Origin of the sequence: Janthinobacterium agaricidamnosum, from assembly GCF_003667705.1 — a bacterium.
Taxonomy (GTDB): Bacteria; Pseudomonadota; Gammaproteobacteria; order Burkholderiales; family Burkholderiaceae_D; genus Janthinobacterium.
Genome location: NZ_CP033019.1, coordinates 135,031 through 153,570 on the forward strand (window position 1 = coordinate 135,031; position 18,540 = coordinate 153,570).

The window sequence follows — 18,540 nt, forward strand, 5'->3', positions numbered from 1 at the left end:
TTTTATGCTAATGCATGGATTGCGACAGTTTCCATTCTCAAATGATGTGAAAGTTCATCGTCATGTATTTTCACGGCCATGACGACCAGTTGACGCGTATTGTCCGGGTATTGCTGCTGCAGGTAAAACAGGAGGAGCATTCATGATTCGATTGGTGTTGCTGTTATTGGGCGTTGAATATCTACGCAAGCGCTGGCGCAGTATCCTGCTGATCGGATTGATATGGCTGCTCGCAGGCCTGGTCATCTTTATTGACGCGCTCGACAATGCGATGTACTTCCCGATCAATTTTTTTGCTTACCTGTTCCTGGTCGAAGGTCTGGCAACGCTGGCTGTGGCATGGACTGGCGTCGGCGGACAGCGCATCTTGCGCTACGTGAAAGGCTGCGCCGTGGTGCTGGCGGCGATGCTGATCTTCGCCGGTCACCACCATGGCAATTTCCTGTTATCGATGATTTTTGGAACGCTTTTTCTCGCCGACGGACTGATACAGTGCGTCTCTGCCTACATGGTCCGCTATCGGCGCTGGCGCGTGGCGTTTTCCTGGGGCCTGGCCGAGATTGCGCTGGCAATCTTCTTTTATCAGCCATATCCGACGCATTATGTTGGAACACTACCGTATTGCCTGGGCCTGTTTCTGATGTTTGGCGGCGCCAATTTGATGGGGCTGGCAACCCGTGTTCGTCGCATGAGCGGTAATCCGGCCCTGTCGGAATCGGCGCATTCCGCAGTCCAGCCGGATGAACACCTTGCTTCTGCATATACCCAAGTGGAGTGGGACGGTCCTCCAGCGGAGCATGAACAGGCGCTGACGGTGCATGTCTGGACGCCTGCCGGTTCAGCCAGGTCGCCGACCCAACATTATCCGATTGTCGATCGCTATATCGCCGCAGTCGATGTCAACGGCGTGATCTCTACCGGGCATGCGGCATTGGAATCGCCTGAAGGTATTTATATCAGCCTGTATCCGCGCACAGAGATCGACCGTTCGCCGGACGATTTCGGGCGCCTGCTGCGCGCCACCCGGGAGAATGACGTGCCGGGCGTATTCCAGCCGGATTATGCGACAGAATCCAAGGCATGGTGCCCGTCCACCGTTCAGGTCCGTATCCGGAATTACGACCCGCGCCAGCTGCAGGCTTTCTGGCGACAGTATCGCTGCGACGAGACTTACAATCTCACGCATCGTAATTGTTCCAGTACTGTTGCCCGGGCATTGGAGGCGGCGATCGACGGCGCCGTTGGCCGCCTGTATGGGGATCGCGCAGGCTGGAGAGTGTTTTTCCGCATCCTGGCGACGCCGGAGTTGTGGGTAGCCGCCCAGATCCGCAAGCGTGCCGTGACGATGGCGTGGACGCCCGGGTTGACGCTCGATTATTCCAGGGCGCTCAGCATGCTGGCCGATCCGCGTCCGTTCGCCTGGTGGAAATTGGCGAGGGCCGCCTTCAACAGGATGGCGCAATTGCGCCGCGAATGGCGTGCCCAGGACCATGGCGCCATCGATCTGCGCGAGAATCCTGGTGAAGACGCCATGCGTGACAAGCGCGCGTAGTTCGCCGTCGCTGCATTGAAATAGATGGATCTAGACGACTGGTCTAATTGTGCTACAATGCCCCGCATGAAAGCTGAATACACCGACGTGCGCCAGCACATTATCGACCAGGGCAAGGCCATCATCACGCGCAAGGGTTTTGCCGGCGTGGGGCTGAACGAGATTTTATCGGCCGCCGACGTGCCCAAGGGCTCGTTCTACCATTACTTCAAGTCCAAGGAATTGTTTGGTGTAGCGATGCTGGAAGACTACGTAACGCGCTACCTGGACGAAATGGAGCGCGTGCTGGGCCAGCCCGGCCGGAACGCGGCGCAGTCGCTGATGGCGTATTGGGCCAGCTGGACCAGCGACAGCCTCGATGGCAGCGGCTGCGACTGCCGTTGCCTGGTGGTCAAGCTCAGCAGCGAAGTGGCGGACATGTCGGAACCGATGCGCGTGGCGCTGCTTGGCGGCACCGACCGCATCATCGCCAGGCTGGCCTTGGCCATCGCGCGGGGCAGGGTGGACGATACGCTGCCATCGGTGGCCGACCCGGCGCAGACGGCCGCCACCTTGTACCAGCTGTGGCTGGGCGCGGCCATGCTGACCAAGCTGCGGCGCGACGCCAGCGCCTTGCAAACGGCCTGGCGGGCGACCCTGGCCATGCTGCAGCTGCCGCCGGATCAATAAGGGCGCCAGGTACGCGGATGACAGACGTCCGCGTTTTTTGAACCGCATTCTAGACGACCAGTCTAATAATAAAGGAGCAGCATGAAGAATTTTGAATTCCACAACCCGACCCGTATCGTCTTCGGTCTTGATACCGTCGCCAAATTGTCCACCCTGGTGCCGCACGATGCGCGCGTGCTGATCTTGTACGGCGGCGCCAGCGCGGAAAAGACGGGCACCCTGGCCGAAGTGCGCACTGCTCTTGCGCTGGGCCAGCGCACGGTGCAGGAGTTTGGCGGCATCGAACCCAATCCCAGCTATGAAACCCTGATGCGCGCCGTGGCCCAGGTGCGCAGCGAGAAGCTGGACTTCCTGCTGGCCGTCGGCGGCGGCTCCGTGATCGACGGCACCAAGTTCGTCGCCGCGGCCGCCCTGTACGACGGCGAGCCGTGGGAAATCGCCGAGCGCGGCGGCGCCAACGTGCAGCGCGCCCTGCCGTTCGGCACGGTGCTGACCTTGCCGGCCACCGGGTCGGAAATGAACAGCGGCGGCGTGGTGACGAAAAAAGCCACGCATGCCAAGCTGAGTTTTCGCAACCCGCTGCTGTACCCGCAGTTTTCCGTGCTCGACCCCGGCAAAACGTTTACCTTGCCGTCCACGCAGGTAGCCAATGGCCTGGTCGACGCCTTTGTCCACACCACGGAACAGTATCTGACCTATCCGGTGCAGGCGAAGGTGCAGGACCGCTTTGCCGAAGGCTTGCTGCAGACCCTGGTCGAGATCGCGCCGCAGGCGGTCGCCTCACCCGACGATTACGCCACGCGCGCCAACCTGATGTGGACGGCCACCCTGGCCCTGAATGGCCTGATCGGCGCCGGCGTGCCGCAGGACTGGGCCACCCACATGATCGGCCACGAATTGACGGCCCTGTACGACATCGACCATGCGCGCACCCTGGCCCTGGTGCTGCCCGCACTGCTGGACGTGCAGCGCGAGCAGAAACGCGGCAAATTGCTGCAATATGGCGAACGTGTCTGGAACATCACGCAGGGCAGCGACGACGAGCGCATCGCCGCCGCCATCGCCCGCACCCGCGCCTTCTTTGAAGGGCTGGGCATTCCGACCCGTTTGTCGGCCTATCAGCTGGGCCAGGAAGCGGTGGAAGCGGTTTTGACGCAACTGGAAGCACATGGCATGACCTCCCTCGGCGAACACCGCGATATCGACCTCGCGCGCAGCCGCCGTATCCTCGAAGCAGCACTGTAACCCTGACATAAAAGGAAACAACATGAACATCCTGATGGTACTGACCTCGCACGATCAACTGGGCGACACGGGCAAGAAAACCGGCTTCTGGCTGGAAGAATTCGCCGCGCCCTACTATGCCTTGCAGGAAGCGGGCGCGCAGCTGACGGTGGTTTCGCCCAACGGCGGCCAGCCGCCGCTGGACCCGAAAAGCGACGAGCCCGATTCGCAAACGGACGCCACGCGCCGCTTCAAGCAGGACGCCGCTGCGCAAGCCGTGCTGGCCAACACGGGCAAGCTGGCCGACGTGAAGGCGGCCGACTTTGACGCCGTGTTCTACCCGGGCGGCCATGGCCCGCTGTGGGACCTGGCTGAAGACCCGCACTCGATCGCGCTGATCGAGCAGATGATCGCCGCCGGCAAGCCCGTCGCCGCCGTCTGCCACGCGCCTGGCGTGCTGCGCCACGTGAAGGCGGCCGACGGCTCGCCGCTGGTGCGCGGCAAGCAGGTGACGGGCTTTACGAATACCGAGGAAGACGCCGTCGGCTTGACGGCCATCGTGCCTTTCCTCGTCGAGGACATGCTCAAGCAAAACGGCGGCGTTTACTCGAAGCTGGGCGACTGGCAGCCGTACGCCGTCACCGATGGCTTGCTGGTCACGGGCCAGAACCCGGCCTCGTCGGAAGCGGCCGCCCAGGCGCTGCTCAAGCTGCTGGCTTGATGCGCCGGTAGGACGGCCGGCCGCCGGGCGTCATCCACCGGTGCGTCCGGCGGCCATGCCCGCCAGGATCAGGCCGACGGACGCATGCCAGGCCGTCTCGCTGGCGGGCCTGCCCGCCAGCGCATAGCCGTGCAGGAAATCGACGAGTGCATCGCGCCCGCGCAAGCGGGTTTTTTTATCCAGATCGAGGGCCTCCACGGCCAGTTCGAACAGCGCCGTAAAGCGCTCTGCCACATCGGCTTGCGTCACGAGTCCGCGCGCCATCAGGCGCACGAAATACGGTGTGGTGCTGACCAGTTCCAGGTACAGCGCGCACAGCGCGAGCAGGCGGCGCTGCGGCCCCTGGCGTTGCGTAAACGGCGGCTGGCGCGGATCGAGCGCGGCAAAACGCTGCGCCATCAGGGCCAGCAATAATTCCTCTTTTCCCGTGTAATAGTGATACAGGGCCATTGCATCGACGCCCAGCCGCTGCGCCAGCGCGCGCATGGAAAACGCTTCGCCTTGCTCTTCCAGCAGGGCCAAGGCCGCCTGCAGGATGGCGGCGCTGTCCAGCGCGGGCGACACGCGGCGCGGCCGTCCGGCGCGGCGCACAGGAGATTCCAGGTCTTGAAGTTTTGGGGTTTTCATGGGCATAATTCTACACCGTAGAATTAATTGAAGGAACATCCATGAAAAAGCCTGTTGTCAGCGTATTTCTCGGCATCAGCATCGACGGCTGCATCGCCGGAGAAAACGGCGACCTGTCCTGGCTGGCCGAGCTGGCGCCCGACTCGCCCGACGCCACCGGCTACACGGCCTTGATGGAGCAGGTCGATACCTTGCTGATCGGCCGCACCACGTATGACGCCGTGCTGGGATTCGAGCCGTGGCCGTATGCGGGCAAGCGCGTGGTGGTATTGAGCCACCGCGACTTCGCGCCGCGCCATGGCGAGCAGCGCCGCGAGGGCAGCGTGCGTGAAGTACTGGAGGGGCTGGCCGAAGACGGCTGCCGCCATGTGTATCTCGATGGCGGCGCCGTCATCCGCGCCGGCTTGCGCGAGGGCGTCGTCGACAGCCTGACCTTGTCCGTGCTGCCCGTGGTGCTGGGCAAGGGCGTGCGCCTGTTCGAGGATTGCTTGCCGCGCAGCGACTGGCGCCTGGACCACACGCGCCAGCTGCCCAGCGGCGTGGTGCAGCTGCGCTATCGGAAAAATTAAACCGTGCCGGCGAGATCGACGATAAAGCCGGAATCGTAGCGATCGTTTTCCGGCGTGCCATCGGGCCGCTTGTAGCCGCAGGGGTTGCAGACGACGCGGCAGCCTTGCACGCGGTAGTCGAGCGAGGCGTGCATGTGGCCATGCACCCACAGGTCGGCCTGGGCTACCAGCTCGTCCAGCTGCGAGGCGAAGGCGGGCGAGCCCAGGTTCGTCGCGTATTGCTCTTCCACCGACAGCATCGACGGCGCCATGTGCGTGATGACGACCGTCTTGCCCTCGAACGGTTGCGCCAGCTGCTGCTCGAGCCACGAGCGGTGCTGCGCGTGCAGCTGCGCCGTGTCGCTGGCGCACAGCAGGCGCGGCGTGTCGCCGCCCGTGCTGATGCGCTTGTAGTCGGGCATGTAGCTTTGCGCCGCGCTCAAGGCTTCATCCCGGCGCTCGGCGCCGAACAGCAGAAAATCCGTCCACAGCGTGACGCCGAGGAAGCGCACGCCATCGAGCGTCACGGCATTGCCGTCGAGCAGGCGGATGTTGGCGCCCTGCGCATTGGCGCTGGCGCAGGCGTCGCGCACGGCGTCCTGCATGCGTTCGAGCTGGTGGCCATACCCCTCGTGATTGCCATGCACGTACAGCACGGGCAGGGCGCCGAAGGTGCGCGCGGCCCAGGCGATGGCGTTGCTGCCCGTGTCGATGTCCCCGGCCAGGATCACCACGTCGGGGCGGCTGGCGGCAAGGTCGATGGCGGGCGTGTCTTCACCCCAGACTTCCAGATGCAGGTCGGACAGAATCAGCAAACGCATGGCAATAGGGCGGCAAGGCGCACGAAAGTGTATGGACCTCTATCGTAGCGCAAGTGCGGACGATGGCTTGCTTGACCGCGCGAGGGTAGCGACGTTACTCTGTGGCATCGATTACCGCACACTCATTACTGGAGCCGCATGCCGCCTTTCTTCCTTTCCAAGTCCCTGCTCGGCATCGCGCTGGCCGCCCTGGCGCTGCCGCTGACGGCGCCTGCCGCCACGCCCGCCGTCGATCCCTTGACGCAGCCGATCGCCTCGCCGTATGCGGCGCAGTGGAACCGCCCGCAGCAGCCGGCGCGCATCCACGGCGACACGTATTACGTGGGCGTGGGCGGCTTGAGCGTGGTGCTGATCGATACGCGCGACGGCTTGATCCTGATCGATGGCGCGTTGCCGCAGTCGGTGGCCGCCATCAAGGAACATATCCTCGAGCTGGGTTTTCGCCTGGAAGACATCAAGTTCATCCTGAATACGGAAGCGCATTTCGACCATTCGGGCGGGATCGCCGCCCTGGCCCGCGACAGCGGCGCGCAAGTGGTCGCCAGCCCGCTCGGTGCGCAGGCGCTGCGCGCGGGTTCGGTACTCGCCACGGATCCGCAAGCGGGCGAAATCGACCCCATGCCGGCCGTGGAAAACGTGCGCGAAATCGCCGATGGCGAAACCCTGCAACTGGGCGACGTGACCATCACGGCGCGCTACACGCCCGGCCATACGCCGGGCAGCACCAGCTGGACATGGGTGTCGTGCGAGGATGCCGAGCGTCAGGAATGCCTGAGCGTGGTGTTCGGCGCCAGTCTCACGCCAGTGGCGGCCGATGATTTTCACTACCTGGGCGATGAACGCCATGGGGACCTGACGCCGGCCTTCCGCCGCGTCATGCAGGACTTTGCCAAACTGCCGTGCGACATTTTGATCTCGGCCCACCCGGACCACTCGGGCGGCGACCTGAAACTGACGCAATTGCTCGAAGGCGTCACGCCGAATCCTTTCATCGATGCGCAGGCGTGCCGCAATTACGCGGCCAAAAATGAAGTCAAGCTCGATGCCCGCATCGCGAAGGAAAAAGCGGCTGCGACAAAATAACAACGTTGGCGTCTTCGCCATGAAAAGCGGTTGACGCACTGCAGCATAAGGTGCAGAATCATCGTCCGCAGTTCAGCGCAGTTCAGATTAACCAGACAAAAGAAAGGAAACCCATGTTCGAGCAGGCTGGCAGCAAGTTGTACTACCACTAGCCCCGTGCATGACGCTCGGGGCCATCGGCACATTGCCGATCCCGAGCCGGTGTCCTGCAAAACCCCGGTGAGGAAACTCGCCGGGGTTTTTTTCTTTTAGACGACCCCGGCATAACGACAATACCAAGGAAGACGTTATGCCCATTCATCAGACACTGCACGGCGCCCATGTGCCCGTGCATATCTTTACCGACGATATCGACGCGCAGGCGCTGCGCCAGCTGCACAATATTGCCTGCCTGCCCATCGTCCATCCGCATGTGGCGGCCATGCCAGACGTGCATGCCGGCATCGGCGCCACCGTCGGCAGCGTGATTCCCACGCGCGCTGCCATCATCCCGGCCGCCGTTGGCGTCGATATCGGCTGCGGCATGAACGCCGTGCGCACGACCCTGACGGCCAGCGACCTGCCCGATAACCTGGCGCGCCTGCGCAGCGCCATCGAAGCCGAAGTGCCCGTCGGCTTCGAACAACATGCATGGAGCCGCGTGCAAGGCTCGCGCCAGGCGCGCGCCTTGCGGCCGCTCGGCGACCGCCTGGCGCACATCGTCGAGCGCCACCGGGGCATCGCCAAGATGCTGCGCCAGTTCGAGCGCACGTGGATTTGCCAGGCCGGCACCCTGGGGGCGGCAATCACTTCATTGAAATCTGCCTCGACGAGGAGCAGCGGGTGTGGATCATGCTGCATTCGGGTTCGCGCGGCATCGGCAACGTGATCGGCCGTTACTTTATCTCCGCCGCGCAGAAGGACATGCGGCGCCACCAGCTGCAGCTGCCGGACGCGGACCTGGCTTACCTGAGCGAGGGCTCCACGGTATTTGACGACTATGTGGAAGCGGTGGATTGGGCGCAGGATTACGCGCTGCTCAACCGCAGCGAAATGATGCGCCGCGTGCTCGACGTGCTGGCGAAGTTTGCTCCGCCGTTCCGGCTCGACGGGGAAGCCATCAACTGCCACCACAACTACATCGCGCGCGAAACGCATGGCAATGAGGATTTATATGTGACGCGCAAGGGCGCCATTTCGGCGCGGCAGGGCGAGCTGGGCATCATCCCCGGCAGCATGGGCGCGCGCAGCTTCATTGTGCGCGGCAAGGGCAAGCCGGAATCGTTCTGTTCCTGCTCGCACGGGGCGGGGCGCAGCATGAGCCGCAGCGAGGCGAAGCGCCGCTTCAACCGCTTCGACCTGGCCGAGCAGACGGCCGGCATCGAGTGCCGCAAGGATGGCGGCGTGATCGACGAGATCCCCGCCGCCTATAAAAATATCGACGCCGTCATGGCGCATCAGAGCGACCTGGTGGAAGTGGTGCATACCTTGCGCCAGGTCGTCTGCATCAAGGGTTGAAAGGAGTGGCCATGAAGATCAAAGTGAAAATCCCGCCCAAGCCGCGCAACCCGCTGGTGGCGGCCGCCAAACTGCGCGGCGGCGCCGGCGCGCATCAGTCGGAAGCGTCGCCGCGCGCGGCGCGCCGGGCCGGCAAGCACCGGCTGCAGCAACTGCTGGCGGGACGCCTGAAGCCCGAGGATTAGCGCGCTGGATTAACGCAACGGCAGTTCGACGATGAAGTTTGGGTTGAACTGGGGATTTTGCGGCGTGCCGCCGCGCGTCTTGTAGCCGCAGGGGTTGGCCACGACGCGGCACGGGCCGATGCGGTAATCGCGCGAGACGTGAATGTGGCCATGCACCCACAGGTCCGCCTGCGCTGCCAGGTCGTCCAGGCGCGAGGCGTAGGCGGGCGAGCAGCCCTCGCTGCCATACGCATCGTCGACCGAGCGCAGCGACGGCGCCATGTGGCTGACGACCACCGTGCGGCCGTCGAAGGGCTGCGCCAGTTCGCACGCCAGCCAGGCTTTTTGCTGCGCGTGGAACATGGCCGTATCGGCCGCGCGCAGCTTGCGAAAGCCCATGCTGGCCAGGCGGATGCGCTTGTAGTCGTTCATGACGGCTTCCGCGTCGCGCATGGCCGCTTGCCGCGTGTCGTCGCCCAGCAGGCGGAAATCCGTCCACAGGGTGGCGCCCAGGAAGCGCACCTTGCTGCCTGCCGGGTCGGTGAAGACGTGGGTATCGGCGTCGAGAAAATGCACGTTCGGCGTGGCGGTGCAGGCCGCGCGCAGCTCCTGGCGCACCTTGTCGAGGTGGTGGCCATAGCCTTCGTGGTTGCCATGCACGTACAGCACGGGCAGGCCCGCAAACGCGGTGGCGGCCCAGGCGACGGCGCGCGCGCCCGTGTCGATGTCGCCGGCCAGGATCACGGCGTCGGGACGGCTGAGCGCGAGGTTGCCCTGCGGCGCTTCGTCGCGCCATAGCTCATGGTGCAGGTCCGACAGAATCAATAAACGCATGCGGTATCCAGGCGATTCGGGAGTACGCCATCGTACCTGAAAACCGTCACTCCTCCTCCAGCGCGGCGAAGCTGTGCGCCAGGTAGTCGATCAGCGCGCGCACGGCCGGCAGCAGGCCGCGCCGCGACGGGAAGACGGCGTGGATGATTTCGCGCTGCGGCCGCCATTGTCCCATCAGCGGCAGCAGGCTGCCGTTGGCCACCTGTTCGGTGATCATCATGGTCGGCAGCTGCACCACGCCCACGCCGGCCACGGCCGCGTCGCGCAGGGTCAGCATGTCGCCCGTGACGAAGCGCGGCACGTGGCGCAGCTGGGCGCGCGCGCCATCGGGGCCATATAAATCCCACTGGTAGTGCTGCTGCGGCATGCCCAGGGCCAGGCTGGGCCAGTCCGGCAGGTCGGCCGGGGCTGTCGGCAGCGGCGCGTCGCCGAACAGCAGCGGGCTGCCCACCATGCACTGGCTGCGCTCGGCCAGCACGCGCAGCACCAGGTCGCTGTCGGGCAGCGGCGGCGGGCGCACGCGGATGGCCACGTCGATGCCCTCGGCCACCAGGTCGACGCGGCGGTTGCTCGCTTCGAGCAGCAGGGTCACTTGCGGATGCTCGCGCATGAAGCCGGCCAGCATGGGGCCCACCAGTGCATGCAGCAGGGCGATGGGGCAGGACAGGCGCACCGTGCCGCGCGGCGCGGCCCGCGTCAGTTCGATCGCTTCCTGCGCCGCCTCCGCTTCCACCAGCATCGCCTTGCAATGCTCGTAAAACGTCTGTCCCACATCGGTGACGGAAAAATGCCGCGTCGTGCGCTGCAGCAGGCGCGCGCCCAGGCGTTCTTCGAGCAGTGCGATGCGCCGGCTCAGTTTGGATTTCGGCAGGCCCAGCGCGCGCCCGGCCGGGGCGAAGCCGCCATGGTCGACCACCTGCACAAAGTAATACAAATCGTTCAGATCCTGCATGCCGCCTCCTTGATCGTTCTATTTTTGGAACGCTGATGGCCTATTTTACCGTCTACCGCCCTTATCGTTGCAAGCGTATTCTGTTTCCATCGTAATGCAAACCCCAACAGGAGGTCGAGATGAACACAGTCACAGGTATCTACAGCGCACCGCGCCAGCACTGGGTCGGCGACGGTTTTCCCGTGCGCTCGATGTTTTCGTATAACGGCCATGGCAAGCAGCTGAGCCCCTTCCTGCTGCTCGACTATGCCGGTCCCGCCGAGTTTGCGCCCGGCACGCGTCCGCCCGGCGTCGGCTCGCACCCGCACCGCGGTTTCGAGACGGTGACCATCGTCTACAAGGGCGAAGTGGCGCACCGCGATTCGACGGGCCAGGGCGGCGTGATCGGCCCCGGCGACGTGCAGTGGATGACGGCCGGCGCCGGCATCCTGCATGAAGAGTTTCACTCGCCTGCCTTCACGCGGTCGGGCGGCACGCTGGAAATGGTGCAGCTGTGGGTGAACCTGCCGGCCAAGAACAAGATGACGGCGCCCGGCTACCAGGCCATCACCAGCGACACGATTCCCACGGTGGCGCTGCCCGACGGTGCCGGTGCGGTGCGCGTGATCGCCGGCGACTTCGACGGCCGGCATGGCCCGGCCCGCACGTTCTCGCCGATGCGGGTGTGGGATGTGCGCCTGGCCCAGGGCAAGCTGACGGCGCTGCCGGTACACGCCGGCTGGAGCACGGCGCTGATCGTTTTGCACGGCACGCTGCTGGTCAATGGCGAGAGCGTGGTGCGCGAAGCGCAGATGGCGCTGTTCGGGCGCGACGGCGACAGCATCACCGTCGAGGCGGACAGCGATGCCGTGGTGCTGCTGCTGAGCGGCGAGCCGATCGACGAGCCCATCGTCGGCCATGGCCCCTTCGTCATGAACACCGAGGCGGAAATCGCGCAGGCGTTCGAGGATTTCAACAGCGGCCGCTTTGCCCGCATCGCGCCGTAGTCATTTTATGCAGTACCCATGCCGCATTCCGCGGCATGGTTTTTCAGGAGACCACGATGAGTACCCCCGCCAACTTCCAAGGTTTGCCACCGATGATCGATCCCGACGACGCCGTCATGCTGCTGATCGACCACCAGAGCGGCTTGTTCCAGCTGGTGCGCGACATCGAGCAGCACGTGCTGCGCGGCCACGTCACGGCGCTGGCCAAGCTGTCGCGCCTGGCCAATATGCCGACTTTTACCACCGCTTCCGTGCCCGACGGCCCGAACGGCCCCTTGATCCCGGAGATCCACCATTTCAACCCGGAAGCCGTCTACATCCCGCGCACGGGCCAGATCAATGCCTGGGACAACCCGGCCTGGGTCGAGGCCATCGAAAAGACGGGCCGCAAGACCCTGCTGATCGCCGGCACGCTCACCAGCGTATGCATGGCCTTCCCCACCATCAGCGCGCTGGCGGCCGGCTACAAGGTGTTTGCCATCATCGATGCCTCGGGCAACTGGTCGAAGATGGCCACCGACATCACCATGGCGCGCGTCACGCAGGCGGGCGCCGTGCTGATCGACACGTATGCCGTGCTGGCTGAAGTGATGAGTACCTGGAACCGCGCCGATGCGATGGATTTCGCCGCCATCATGACGGACCACATCGTGCCGCCGTACCGCGCGCTGATCGAGAGCTACGACAAGGCGCAGGGCGTGCAAAAGAATGGCCGCGAGACCAAGCTGGAAATCCTCGAGGCGGCCAGCAAGGGCTGATCGCCTTACGGCGCGTCGTAGCGGGCGCGTATCGCCGCCAGCACGCCGCGCTGCTCCAGGCGCGTGATGGCGGCGTTCAGGCGCGCCAGATCGGCCGTGCTGGTGCTGCGCGCATTGAGCATCAGGTGCACGGGCGCGCGCAGGGCGAGGAAGGGCAGGGTGGTCAAGGCGACGCCCTGCAGGCGCGCTTCGTGGCGCACGGCCAGCACGTCGCCCAGCAACAGGTCGGCGCGGCCCGCGTCGAGCATGAGGATGCCTTGCCGGAAGCTGCCGAAGGTATTCAGGCGGCCGTCTTTTTCCAGCGCCGGACGGGCCGCAGCGTACTGCGCGCCATACCAGCCCACCTTGGGCGCGAGCAGGGTGGCCTTGCCGCGCGCCAGCTGGCCGAAGCTGCCGACATGGCGCTGCGCGGCGGGCGTGCCGGCCTTGCCGAAGACGCCGACGGCTTCATCGCGGTACGAGATGGAGAAGCGGGCGTAGGACTGGCGTTCCGGCGTTTCGGACGCGGCCAGCATCAGGTCCAGTCCGCCTGTCTGGAACAGCAGCTGGCGCCGCGCCGTGGGCAGTTCCGGCAAGGTGACCAAGGTGCAGTGCGCTTCCTTGAAGATGGCCTGCAGCAATTCCAGGTCCAGACCCGTATAGCTGCCTTGGGCGTCGCGATACAGGTACGGCGGCCATTGCTCGAGCGCCATTGTCATGCGGCAGGCCTGGGCGGGCAGGACGCTGCCGAGCAGCGTTGCCGCAAGCAGCACGTGGCGCAAGCGCATGGAACATCTCCGCAGTGGTTCAAGGGGTAGTGCTTGCCAATTTGCCAGAATGGCCACGAAAGTCAAGCAGTGCATGGCTGATTGCGGATATCAAATGGGCTATAGTGGCGGCCTGCCTTCATTCTAAGGAAATCCGCTTGACTCCCCCGCTCGAGATCGCCGCCAATGTTTTGATGACTGCCTCCATCATCCTGGCCGGACGCAATAATATCCATTCCTGGTGGATCGGCATGGTCGGCTGCGTGCTGTTCGCCGTGCTGTTTTTCCAGGTCAACCTGTACGCCGACGTGATGCTGCAGCTGTTTTTCATCGTCACCTGCGTCATCGGCTGGCTGCAATGGCGGCGCGGCGCCGGCGGCAAGTCCTTGCCGATCACGCGCACGGGCCGGCGCAGCCTGGCCTGGGTCGTGCCGGCCGGTATCGCCTCCGTGGCGATCTACGGCATGCTGCTGCACCGCTTCACGAATGCCTACGCGCCCTTCATCGATTCGGCCGTGCTGGTGTTCAGCATCATCGCGCAATTTTTGCTGATGAGCCGGCGCATCGAAACGTGGGCCTTCTGGCTGCTGGTCAACACCGTGGCCGTGCCGCTCTACTACAGCCGCGGCCTGCACCTGACGGCCGTGCTGTACGCGGCCTACTGGGTCAATGCCGTCATTTCCTGGTACTGGTGGAGCGTGCAGGCGCGCCGCGCGGCGGCCGCGCCGCAGGCGATGGCCGACGCCTGATATTGCCAAAGACCAAGTCCTTAGATTCAAATCGTATATACAATCAATTTTTAATTCGTTCACGCCATAAAGACGCCGGGATATAGTGGCCTTTCCCCGCTTACCGGTGTCTTTTATGTTGCGCATTAGTCCTTCTCCCTGTTTTTATGCCGTCCGGCACCAGCTGGCCATGCAATGCATGGCGCAGTGGATGCCGGTGCGTGCCCGGCCACGCATCCCCTAAGTCATTCCCATCCGTTTCGTTGTCGTTTGCCCGCTGGCCCATCCGGTCCGCGTGCCCCTGCTCGGCCTTTTTATCGGAAAAAGGCTGCAATCCCAATAAGAGGAAACCATGTTCAAACCACTCGCCATCAGTCTTGCCATCGCCGCCGCCTTTCCCGCCGTCTCCACCATCGCCCATGCCGAGGACGACATGTTGCGCGTCAACGTGACCGGATCGAATATCCGCGTCAGCGAAAAAGAGGGTGCCAGCGCCGTGCAGGTCATCACGGCCAAGGAATTGAAAGCCAGCGGCAAGACCAGCGTGTCGGATGTGCTGCGGGCCATCTCCGCCAACAGCGGCAACAGCTACAACGAACAATATACGGGCAGTTTCTCGGCCGGCACCTCGGGCCTGTCGCTGCGCGGCATCGGCCAGAAAAATACCTTGATCCTGGTCAATGGCAAGCGCGTGGCCAGTTATGCGACGGCGCAAAACCTGCAGGAAACCTTTGTCGACCTGAACAGCCTGCCGATGGCGGCCGTGCAGCGCATCGAGGTGCTCAAGGATGGCGCCTCGTCCGTCTACGGTTCCGATGCCGTGGCCGGCGTGGTCAATATCATCCTGTACAAGGAATTCACAGGCACGGACATCACGGCGCAGTGGGGCGGCTCGACCGAAGGCACGGGCCAGCATGAAAAGAGCGCGGCGCTGCAGACGGGTTTCGGCAAGCTCGAGGAAGATGGCTACAGCCTGGTCTTCTCGGTCGATGCGCAGCAGCGCGACAAGCTGCAGCAAAGCGATGTGGCGTGGATGCGCGATGCGGACTTCCGCAACCAGCAGCGGGGCAGCCTGGGCTGGGCCATCACCAACTATGCGGGCACGGACCCGACGAAGACCCTGGGCGGCGTGCGCGGACCATTGCAGCTGGTTAATTATGGCGACATCACACCCGGCAAGACGGGACAAGTGCTGGCGTATAACCCGTCGCCATATAAAACCCTGATTCCCGGCATCCAGCGCGTGCACACGGCCGCGCGCGGCACCCTGAAGCTGAATGCGGATACGGAAGCGTATGTCGACCTGCTGCACAGTTACTCGCGCGCCGACCAGACCTTCAGCGCGCCATTGACGGTGAACAACGCCACGCGCGTGTGGAACAACGCTACCCAGGCGCTCGACACGATTCCCGTCGTGCTGCCCGTGGGCCATCCGAACAATCCGGGCGCCACGCCCCTGCCGTTCACGGCCACCCTGTTCGACCTGGGGCCGCGCCTGAAACAGGACAAGGTCACGTTCTACCGCGCACTGGCGGGCGTCAAGGGCACTTTGGCGGGCTGGGACTGGGATGCGGCCGTAGGCCACTCCAGCAGCAAGCTGGAGGAAACCGTGCAGAACTTCGTCAACCGCTACGCATTCCAGCAGGTGCTGGCCGACGGCAGCTATAACTTCTTTGATCAGGCACAAAACAGCGAAGCGGTGCGCAACCGCCTGCGCCTGTCGACCCTGCGTCCGGCCGAATCGACCCTCGACACCGTCGATTTCTCGGCCGCGAAAGACCTGTGGCAGTTGCCGGCCGGCCCGCTGGGCTTTGCCGCCGGCGCGCAGTGGCGCCGCGAAAAGATGGATTCGCAAACCTCGACGGCCGTCTTGTCCGGCACCGAGCTGCGCCCGGCGATCAACATCATCAACGGTTCGCGCAGTGTGTCGGCCCTGTTTGCCGAATTGAACGTCCCGGTGGTGAAAGACCTGTCCGTCAACCTGGCGGGCCGCGCCGACCATTACAGCGATTTCGGCAATGCGTTTTCGCCGAAAGCCAGCGCGCGCTACCAGGCGGCGCCGTGGCTGCTGGTGCGCGGCACCGTGTCGCGCGGCTTCCGCGCGCCGTCGCTGCCGGAAATCACGCAAAGCACGGCCGTCAGCTATGTCAGCGTGCTCGATCCGAAGGACCCCGTCACGCCCACGCAGACGCGCGGCGTGACGGCCATCACCATCGCCAATACGGCGCTGCGCCCTGAGCGGTCGAATAACCTGAACCTGGGCGTGGTGGTCTCGCCCACCAGCAGTTCGAGCATCGGCCTCGATTACTACCGCATCAGGCAGGATGGCGTGATCGGCACGGAAAGCGCCACCACCACGCTCGCCAACGAAGCAGCGGCGCCGCAGAAGATCACGCGCGACGCCGATGGCCGCATCACGACCCTGTACCGCCAGTACCGCAACCAGGGACAGCGCGAAGTGTCCGGCATCGACCTGGACCTGCGCCAGCGCTTCGTCGACAAGGACTGGGGCAAGCTGACCCTGGCCGGCCAGCTGAGCCGCGTGCTGCGCTTTGCCGAACCGCTGTCGGACGGCGCGCCGCTCACCGATGGCGCCGGCACCAATTATTTCGGCTCCATCCCGAAATGGCGCGGCGTCACCTCGGCCACCTGGGAGCAGGGCAAATGGTCGTCCACGCTGACCTGGAATTACGTGGGCAGCTATGCGCAAAATACGCATCTCGATGAATCGGTGGCCGCCTTCAGCACGTTCGACGTGACCACCAGCTGGCAAGTCACGCCGGCGGCGAACGTCACCTTCATCGTGCAAAACCTGGCCAACAAGCGCGCGCCGTGGGATTACTCGGCCTCGGGCTTCGACTATACGCAAGCCGATCCGCGCGGGCGTTTCGCGTCGCTCAAGCTGAACTATAAGTTCTAGGGTGCGGGGGGCATGCGTGCCCCTCAGTGCCCGTTCGACACCTGCCGCTGCCCCGCCTGTTCATGCAGGCGCTGGCGGTAGGCGCTGGGCGTGACGCCCATGCGTTCGCGGAAGGCCGTGGCGAAGTTGCCCGCGTTGTGAAAGCCGATCAGGAGGGCGACATCCTGCACGTCGATTTCCGTCTGCTGCAGCAGTTCCACGCCGCGCGCGATGCGCGCTTCGCGGATGAAGGCGAAGACCGTCATGCCCGTCTGCTCGCGGAACATCAGGGTCAGCTTTTCGCGGTAGGTGCCCACGCTGCGGGCGATTTCGGACAGGTTGGGCAGGCTGCCCAGGTTGTCGAGGATCAACTGTTTGACGGCATTGACGAACACGAGGTCCGGATGTTGCTGCCGGTCGCCGACCGGGGTCGCCGCGGGTAATGTGCTGTTGCTTTTACGCATCAATCCCAGGTGGATATGGATGCGCGCGGCCAGTTCTTCCGGCAGGAACGGCTTTGCAATGTAGTCGACGCCGCCCACCTGCAAGCCCATGACGCGCTCCTTGGCGGCGTCGGCTCCGCTGAGAAAGATCACGGGAATCTGTTCCGTGTCGGGATTGGCCTTGAGCAAACGGCACGCCGTGTAGCCATCCATCTCGGGCATGCGCACGTCGAGCAGGATCAGGTCGGGATGCGTGGCCAATGCCAGCTGGTAGCCCTGATAGCCATTGAAGGCAATGCTGAAGCGGTAGGGCTGCTCGCTGAGCAGCTCCATCAGCATGCGCTGCTCGAACGCGGAATCGTCCACGATCAAGATGTTTTTTCTGATGGTTTCGCTGGTCAATGGCATGGCATGGATGACTTAACCAAATAGCAAGTTGTGGCTTATTATGCCTCGCTTTTCCTTTTTTTTCTGCTTTTCTCGTATTTCAAAAGATGTTTCTCCGCGAGAAGAAGCGCGGATTTCCTATATCGCCAATAATTCACTCATGCATTGATTTTAAGCAATGTCGATTGCCAAAAAATCTGTTTTGCCAATGCTGCAAACAATGCCGGAGTCCCTCGCTTTCTGACTCTCGGCGCAAGTATGTTGTCGTCCTGGTTTGCGTGCCCCAGAAAACGCCGGCAATACCGTGACTATCCTCGAGCCCTTCATGCCGATGGGCGCATTAATGATGTTCCGTCATCAGGAGGTATCATGTTGCGAGTTATTTCACCCCGCTTCACCGCTGCCGCCAGTGTCGTCCTTGCCGCGACGGCCCTCCTGCCTGGCTACGCCGATGCCGCCGTGTATCTGAACGGCAGCAATACCACGACCTTTGACGTGACCCTGAAAATCATCGCCAACTGCACCATTGCGGCTGCCAATCTCGACTTTGGCCAAAGTCAGGGCGTACTGGCTACTGCCGTGAACGTCAATACGACCGTGAATGTCACCTGCACCAATACCACGCCGTACAACGTGGGCTTGACGGCGGGTACGGGCACGGGCTCAAGCGGCACCACGCGCTATCTGAGCGGCACGGGCGGCAACCTGGGGACGGTGCAATTCAACCTGTTCCAGACGGCCGGCAGCACCTTGTGGGGCGATACGCAGGGCACGAATACCGTCGGCGGCACCGGCAACGGCGCGTCGCAGCCGCTCACGGTGTACGGCAACATTCCGCCGCAGGCGACGCCGGCGCCTGATACCTACAAGTCGACCATCACGGCCACCGTGTACTTTTAAG

18 protein-coding genes and 1 pseudogene are annotated in these 18,540 nt (G+C 63.9%); 13 read left to right on the forward strand and 6 right to left on the reverse strand.

Annotation, left to right across the window (positions count from 1 at the left end):
• Positions 1-142 precede the first annotated feature (142 nt).
• The 4 genes from D9M09_RS00685 to D9M09_RS00700 all read left to right on the forward strand — a co-directional run bounded on the left by D9M09_RS00685 (position 143) and on the right by D9M09_RS00700 (position 4,166).
• The gene (locus D9M09_RS00685) at positions 143-1,552 is read left to right on the forward strand and encodes an HdeD family acid-resistance protein (protein WP_121668357.1); all 1,410 of its coding nucleotides are present in this window, start codon (positions 143-145) and stop codon (positions 1,550-1,552) included.
• Between the two features lie 66 nt (positions 1,553-1,618).
• Positions 1,619-2,221 carry a TetR/AcrR family transcriptional regulator gene (locus D9M09_RS00690; protein ID WP_070312626.1) on the forward strand — a complete coding sequence of 201 codons (603 nt, stop codon included), beginning with the start codon at positions 1,619-1,621 and terminating at the stop codon, positions 2,219-2,221.
• A gap of 81 nt (positions 2,222-2,302) precedes the next feature.
• Positions 2,303-3,466 (forward strand): iron-containing alcohol dehydrogenase, encoded by a 1,164-nt coding sequence (locus D9M09_RS00695; protein WP_121668358.1) that lies wholly within the window; start codon positions 2,303-2,305, stop codon positions 3,464-3,466.
• 22 nt (positions 3,467-3,488) lie between these two features.
• Positions 3,489-4,166, forward strand: coding sequence for a type 1 glutamine amidotransferase domain-containing protein (locus D9M09_RS00700; RefSeq protein ID WP_070312539.1), 678 nt, complete (start codon positions 3,489-3,491; stop codon positions 4,164-4,166).
• A 30-nt stretch (positions 4,167-4,196) separates the two neighbouring features.
• Here D9M09_RS00700 and D9M09_RS29495 read toward each other — a convergent pair whose 3' ends face one another.
• Positions 4,197-4,793 (reverse strand): TetR/AcrR family transcriptional regulator, encoded by a 597-nt coding sequence (locus tag D9M09_RS29495; RefSeq protein WP_162995531.1) that lies wholly within the window; start codon positions 4,791-4,793, stop codon positions 4,197-4,199.
• 41 nt (positions 4,794-4,834) lie between these two features.
• Here D9M09_RS29495 and D9M09_RS00710 point away from each other — a divergent pair, with 41 nt between their 5' ends.
• Entirely contained in the window at positions 4,835-5,362 is a 528-nt protein-coding gene (locus D9M09_RS00710; RefSeq protein ID WP_121668360.1) for a dihydrofolate reductase family protein, read from the forward strand.
• On the opposite strand, the gene D9M09_RS00715 is transcribed toward D9M09_RS00710, so the two are convergent.
• On the reverse strand, positions 5,359-6,162 hold the full coding sequence (locus D9M09_RS00715) for a metallophosphoesterase family protein (RefSeq protein WP_121668361.1): 804 nt from the start codon (positions 6,160-6,162) through the stop codon (positions 5,359-5,361). The genes D9M09_RS00710 and D9M09_RS00715 overlap by 4 nt on opposite strands.
• A 138-nt stretch (positions 6,163-6,300) precedes the next feature.
• Here D9M09_RS00715 and bla point away from each other — a divergent pair, with 138 nt between their 5' ends.
• From bla to D9M09_RS00730, 3 genes and pseudogenes are all read left to right on the forward strand, one after another.
• Positions 6,301-7,245 carry a subclass B3 metallo-beta-lactamase gene (bla, locus tag D9M09_RS00720; RefSeq protein ID WP_121668362.1) on the forward strand — a complete coding sequence of 315 codons (945 nt, stop codon included), beginning with the start codon at positions 6,301-6,303 and terminating at the stop codon, positions 7,243-7,245.
• Positions 7,246-7,534: 289 nt separating this feature from the next.
• Positions 7,535-8,742: pseudogene (locus tag D9M09_RS30075) on the forward strand (RtcB family protein).
• An 11-nt stretch (positions 8,743-8,753) separates the two neighbouring features.
• Entirely contained in the window at positions 8,754-8,927 is a 174-nt protein-coding gene (locus tag D9M09_RS00730; RefSeq protein WP_240453517.1) for a hypothetical protein, read from the forward strand.
• Positions 8,928-8,936: 9 nt separating this feature from the next.
• Here D9M09_RS00730 and D9M09_RS00735 read toward each other — a convergent pair whose 3' ends face one another.
• Both D9M09_RS00735 and D9M09_RS00740 read right to left on the reverse strand, forming a co-directional pair.
• Positions 8,937-9,740, reverse strand: a complete 804-nt coding sequence (locus tag D9M09_RS00735; protein WP_121668364.1) for a metallophosphoesterase family protein — start codon at positions 9,738-9,740, stop codon at positions 8,937-8,939.
• Positions 9,741-9,786: 46 nt separating this feature from the next.
• Positions 9,787-10,692 carry a LysR family transcriptional regulator gene (locus D9M09_RS00740; RefSeq protein ID WP_121668365.1) on the reverse strand — a complete coding sequence of 302 codons (906 nt, stop codon included), beginning with the start codon at positions 10,690-10,692 and terminating at the stop codon, positions 9,787-9,789.
• Positions 10,693-10,811: 119 nt separating this feature from the next.
• Here D9M09_RS00740 and D9M09_RS00745 point away from each other — a divergent pair, with 119 nt between their 5' ends.
• Complete coding sequence (locus tag D9M09_RS00745) at positions 10,812-11,678, forward strand: pirin family protein (protein ID WP_121668366.1); 867 nt, start codon at positions 10,812-10,814, stop codon at positions 11,676-11,678.
• Between the two features lie 56 nt (positions 11,679-11,734).
• Positions 11,735-12,436 carry an isochorismatase family protein gene (locus tag D9M09_RS00750; protein WP_205602318.1) on the forward strand — a complete coding sequence of 234 codons (702 nt, stop codon included), beginning with the start codon at positions 11,735-11,737 and terminating at the stop codon, positions 12,434-12,436.
• Between the two features lie 5 nt (positions 12,437-12,441).
• On the opposite strand, the gene D9M09_RS00755 is transcribed toward D9M09_RS00750, so the two are convergent.
• Positions 12,442-13,203, reverse strand: a complete 762-nt coding sequence (locus tag D9M09_RS00755) for a substrate-binding periplasmic protein (protein WP_121668368.1) — start codon at positions 13,201-13,203, stop codon at positions 12,442-12,444.
• Positions 13,204-13,340: 137 nt separating this feature from the next.
• On the opposite strand from D9M09_RS00755, the gene pnuC reads away from it, so the two are divergent.
• Entirely contained in the window at positions 13,341-13,931 is a 591-nt protein-coding gene (pnuC, locus tag D9M09_RS00760; protein WP_121668369.1) for a nicotinamide riboside transporter PnuC, read from the forward strand.
• Between the two features lie 331 nt (positions 13,932-14,262).
• On the forward strand, positions 14,263-16,830 hold the full coding sequence (locus D9M09_RS00765) for a TonB-dependent receptor (RefSeq protein WP_121668370.1): 2,568 nt from the start codon (positions 14,263-14,265) through the stop codon (positions 16,828-16,830).
• 23 nt (positions 16,831-16,853) lie between these two features.
• On the opposite strand, the gene D9M09_RS00770 is transcribed toward D9M09_RS00765, so the two are convergent.
• Complete coding sequence (locus tag D9M09_RS00770; RefSeq protein ID WP_070292380.1) at positions 16,854-17,660, reverse strand: response regulator transcription factor; 807 nt, start codon at positions 17,658-17,660, stop codon at positions 16,854-16,856.
• Between the two features lie 348 nt (positions 17,661-18,008).
• On the opposite strand from D9M09_RS00770, the gene D9M09_RS00775 reads away from it, so the two are divergent.
• Positions 18,009-18,539: a Csu type fimbrial protein gene (locus tag D9M09_RS00775; RefSeq protein WP_121668371.1), complete on the forward strand. Its 531-nt coding sequence runs from the start codon at positions 18,009-18,011 to the stop codon at positions 18,537-18,539.
• Position 18,540: the final 1 nt, after the last annotated feature.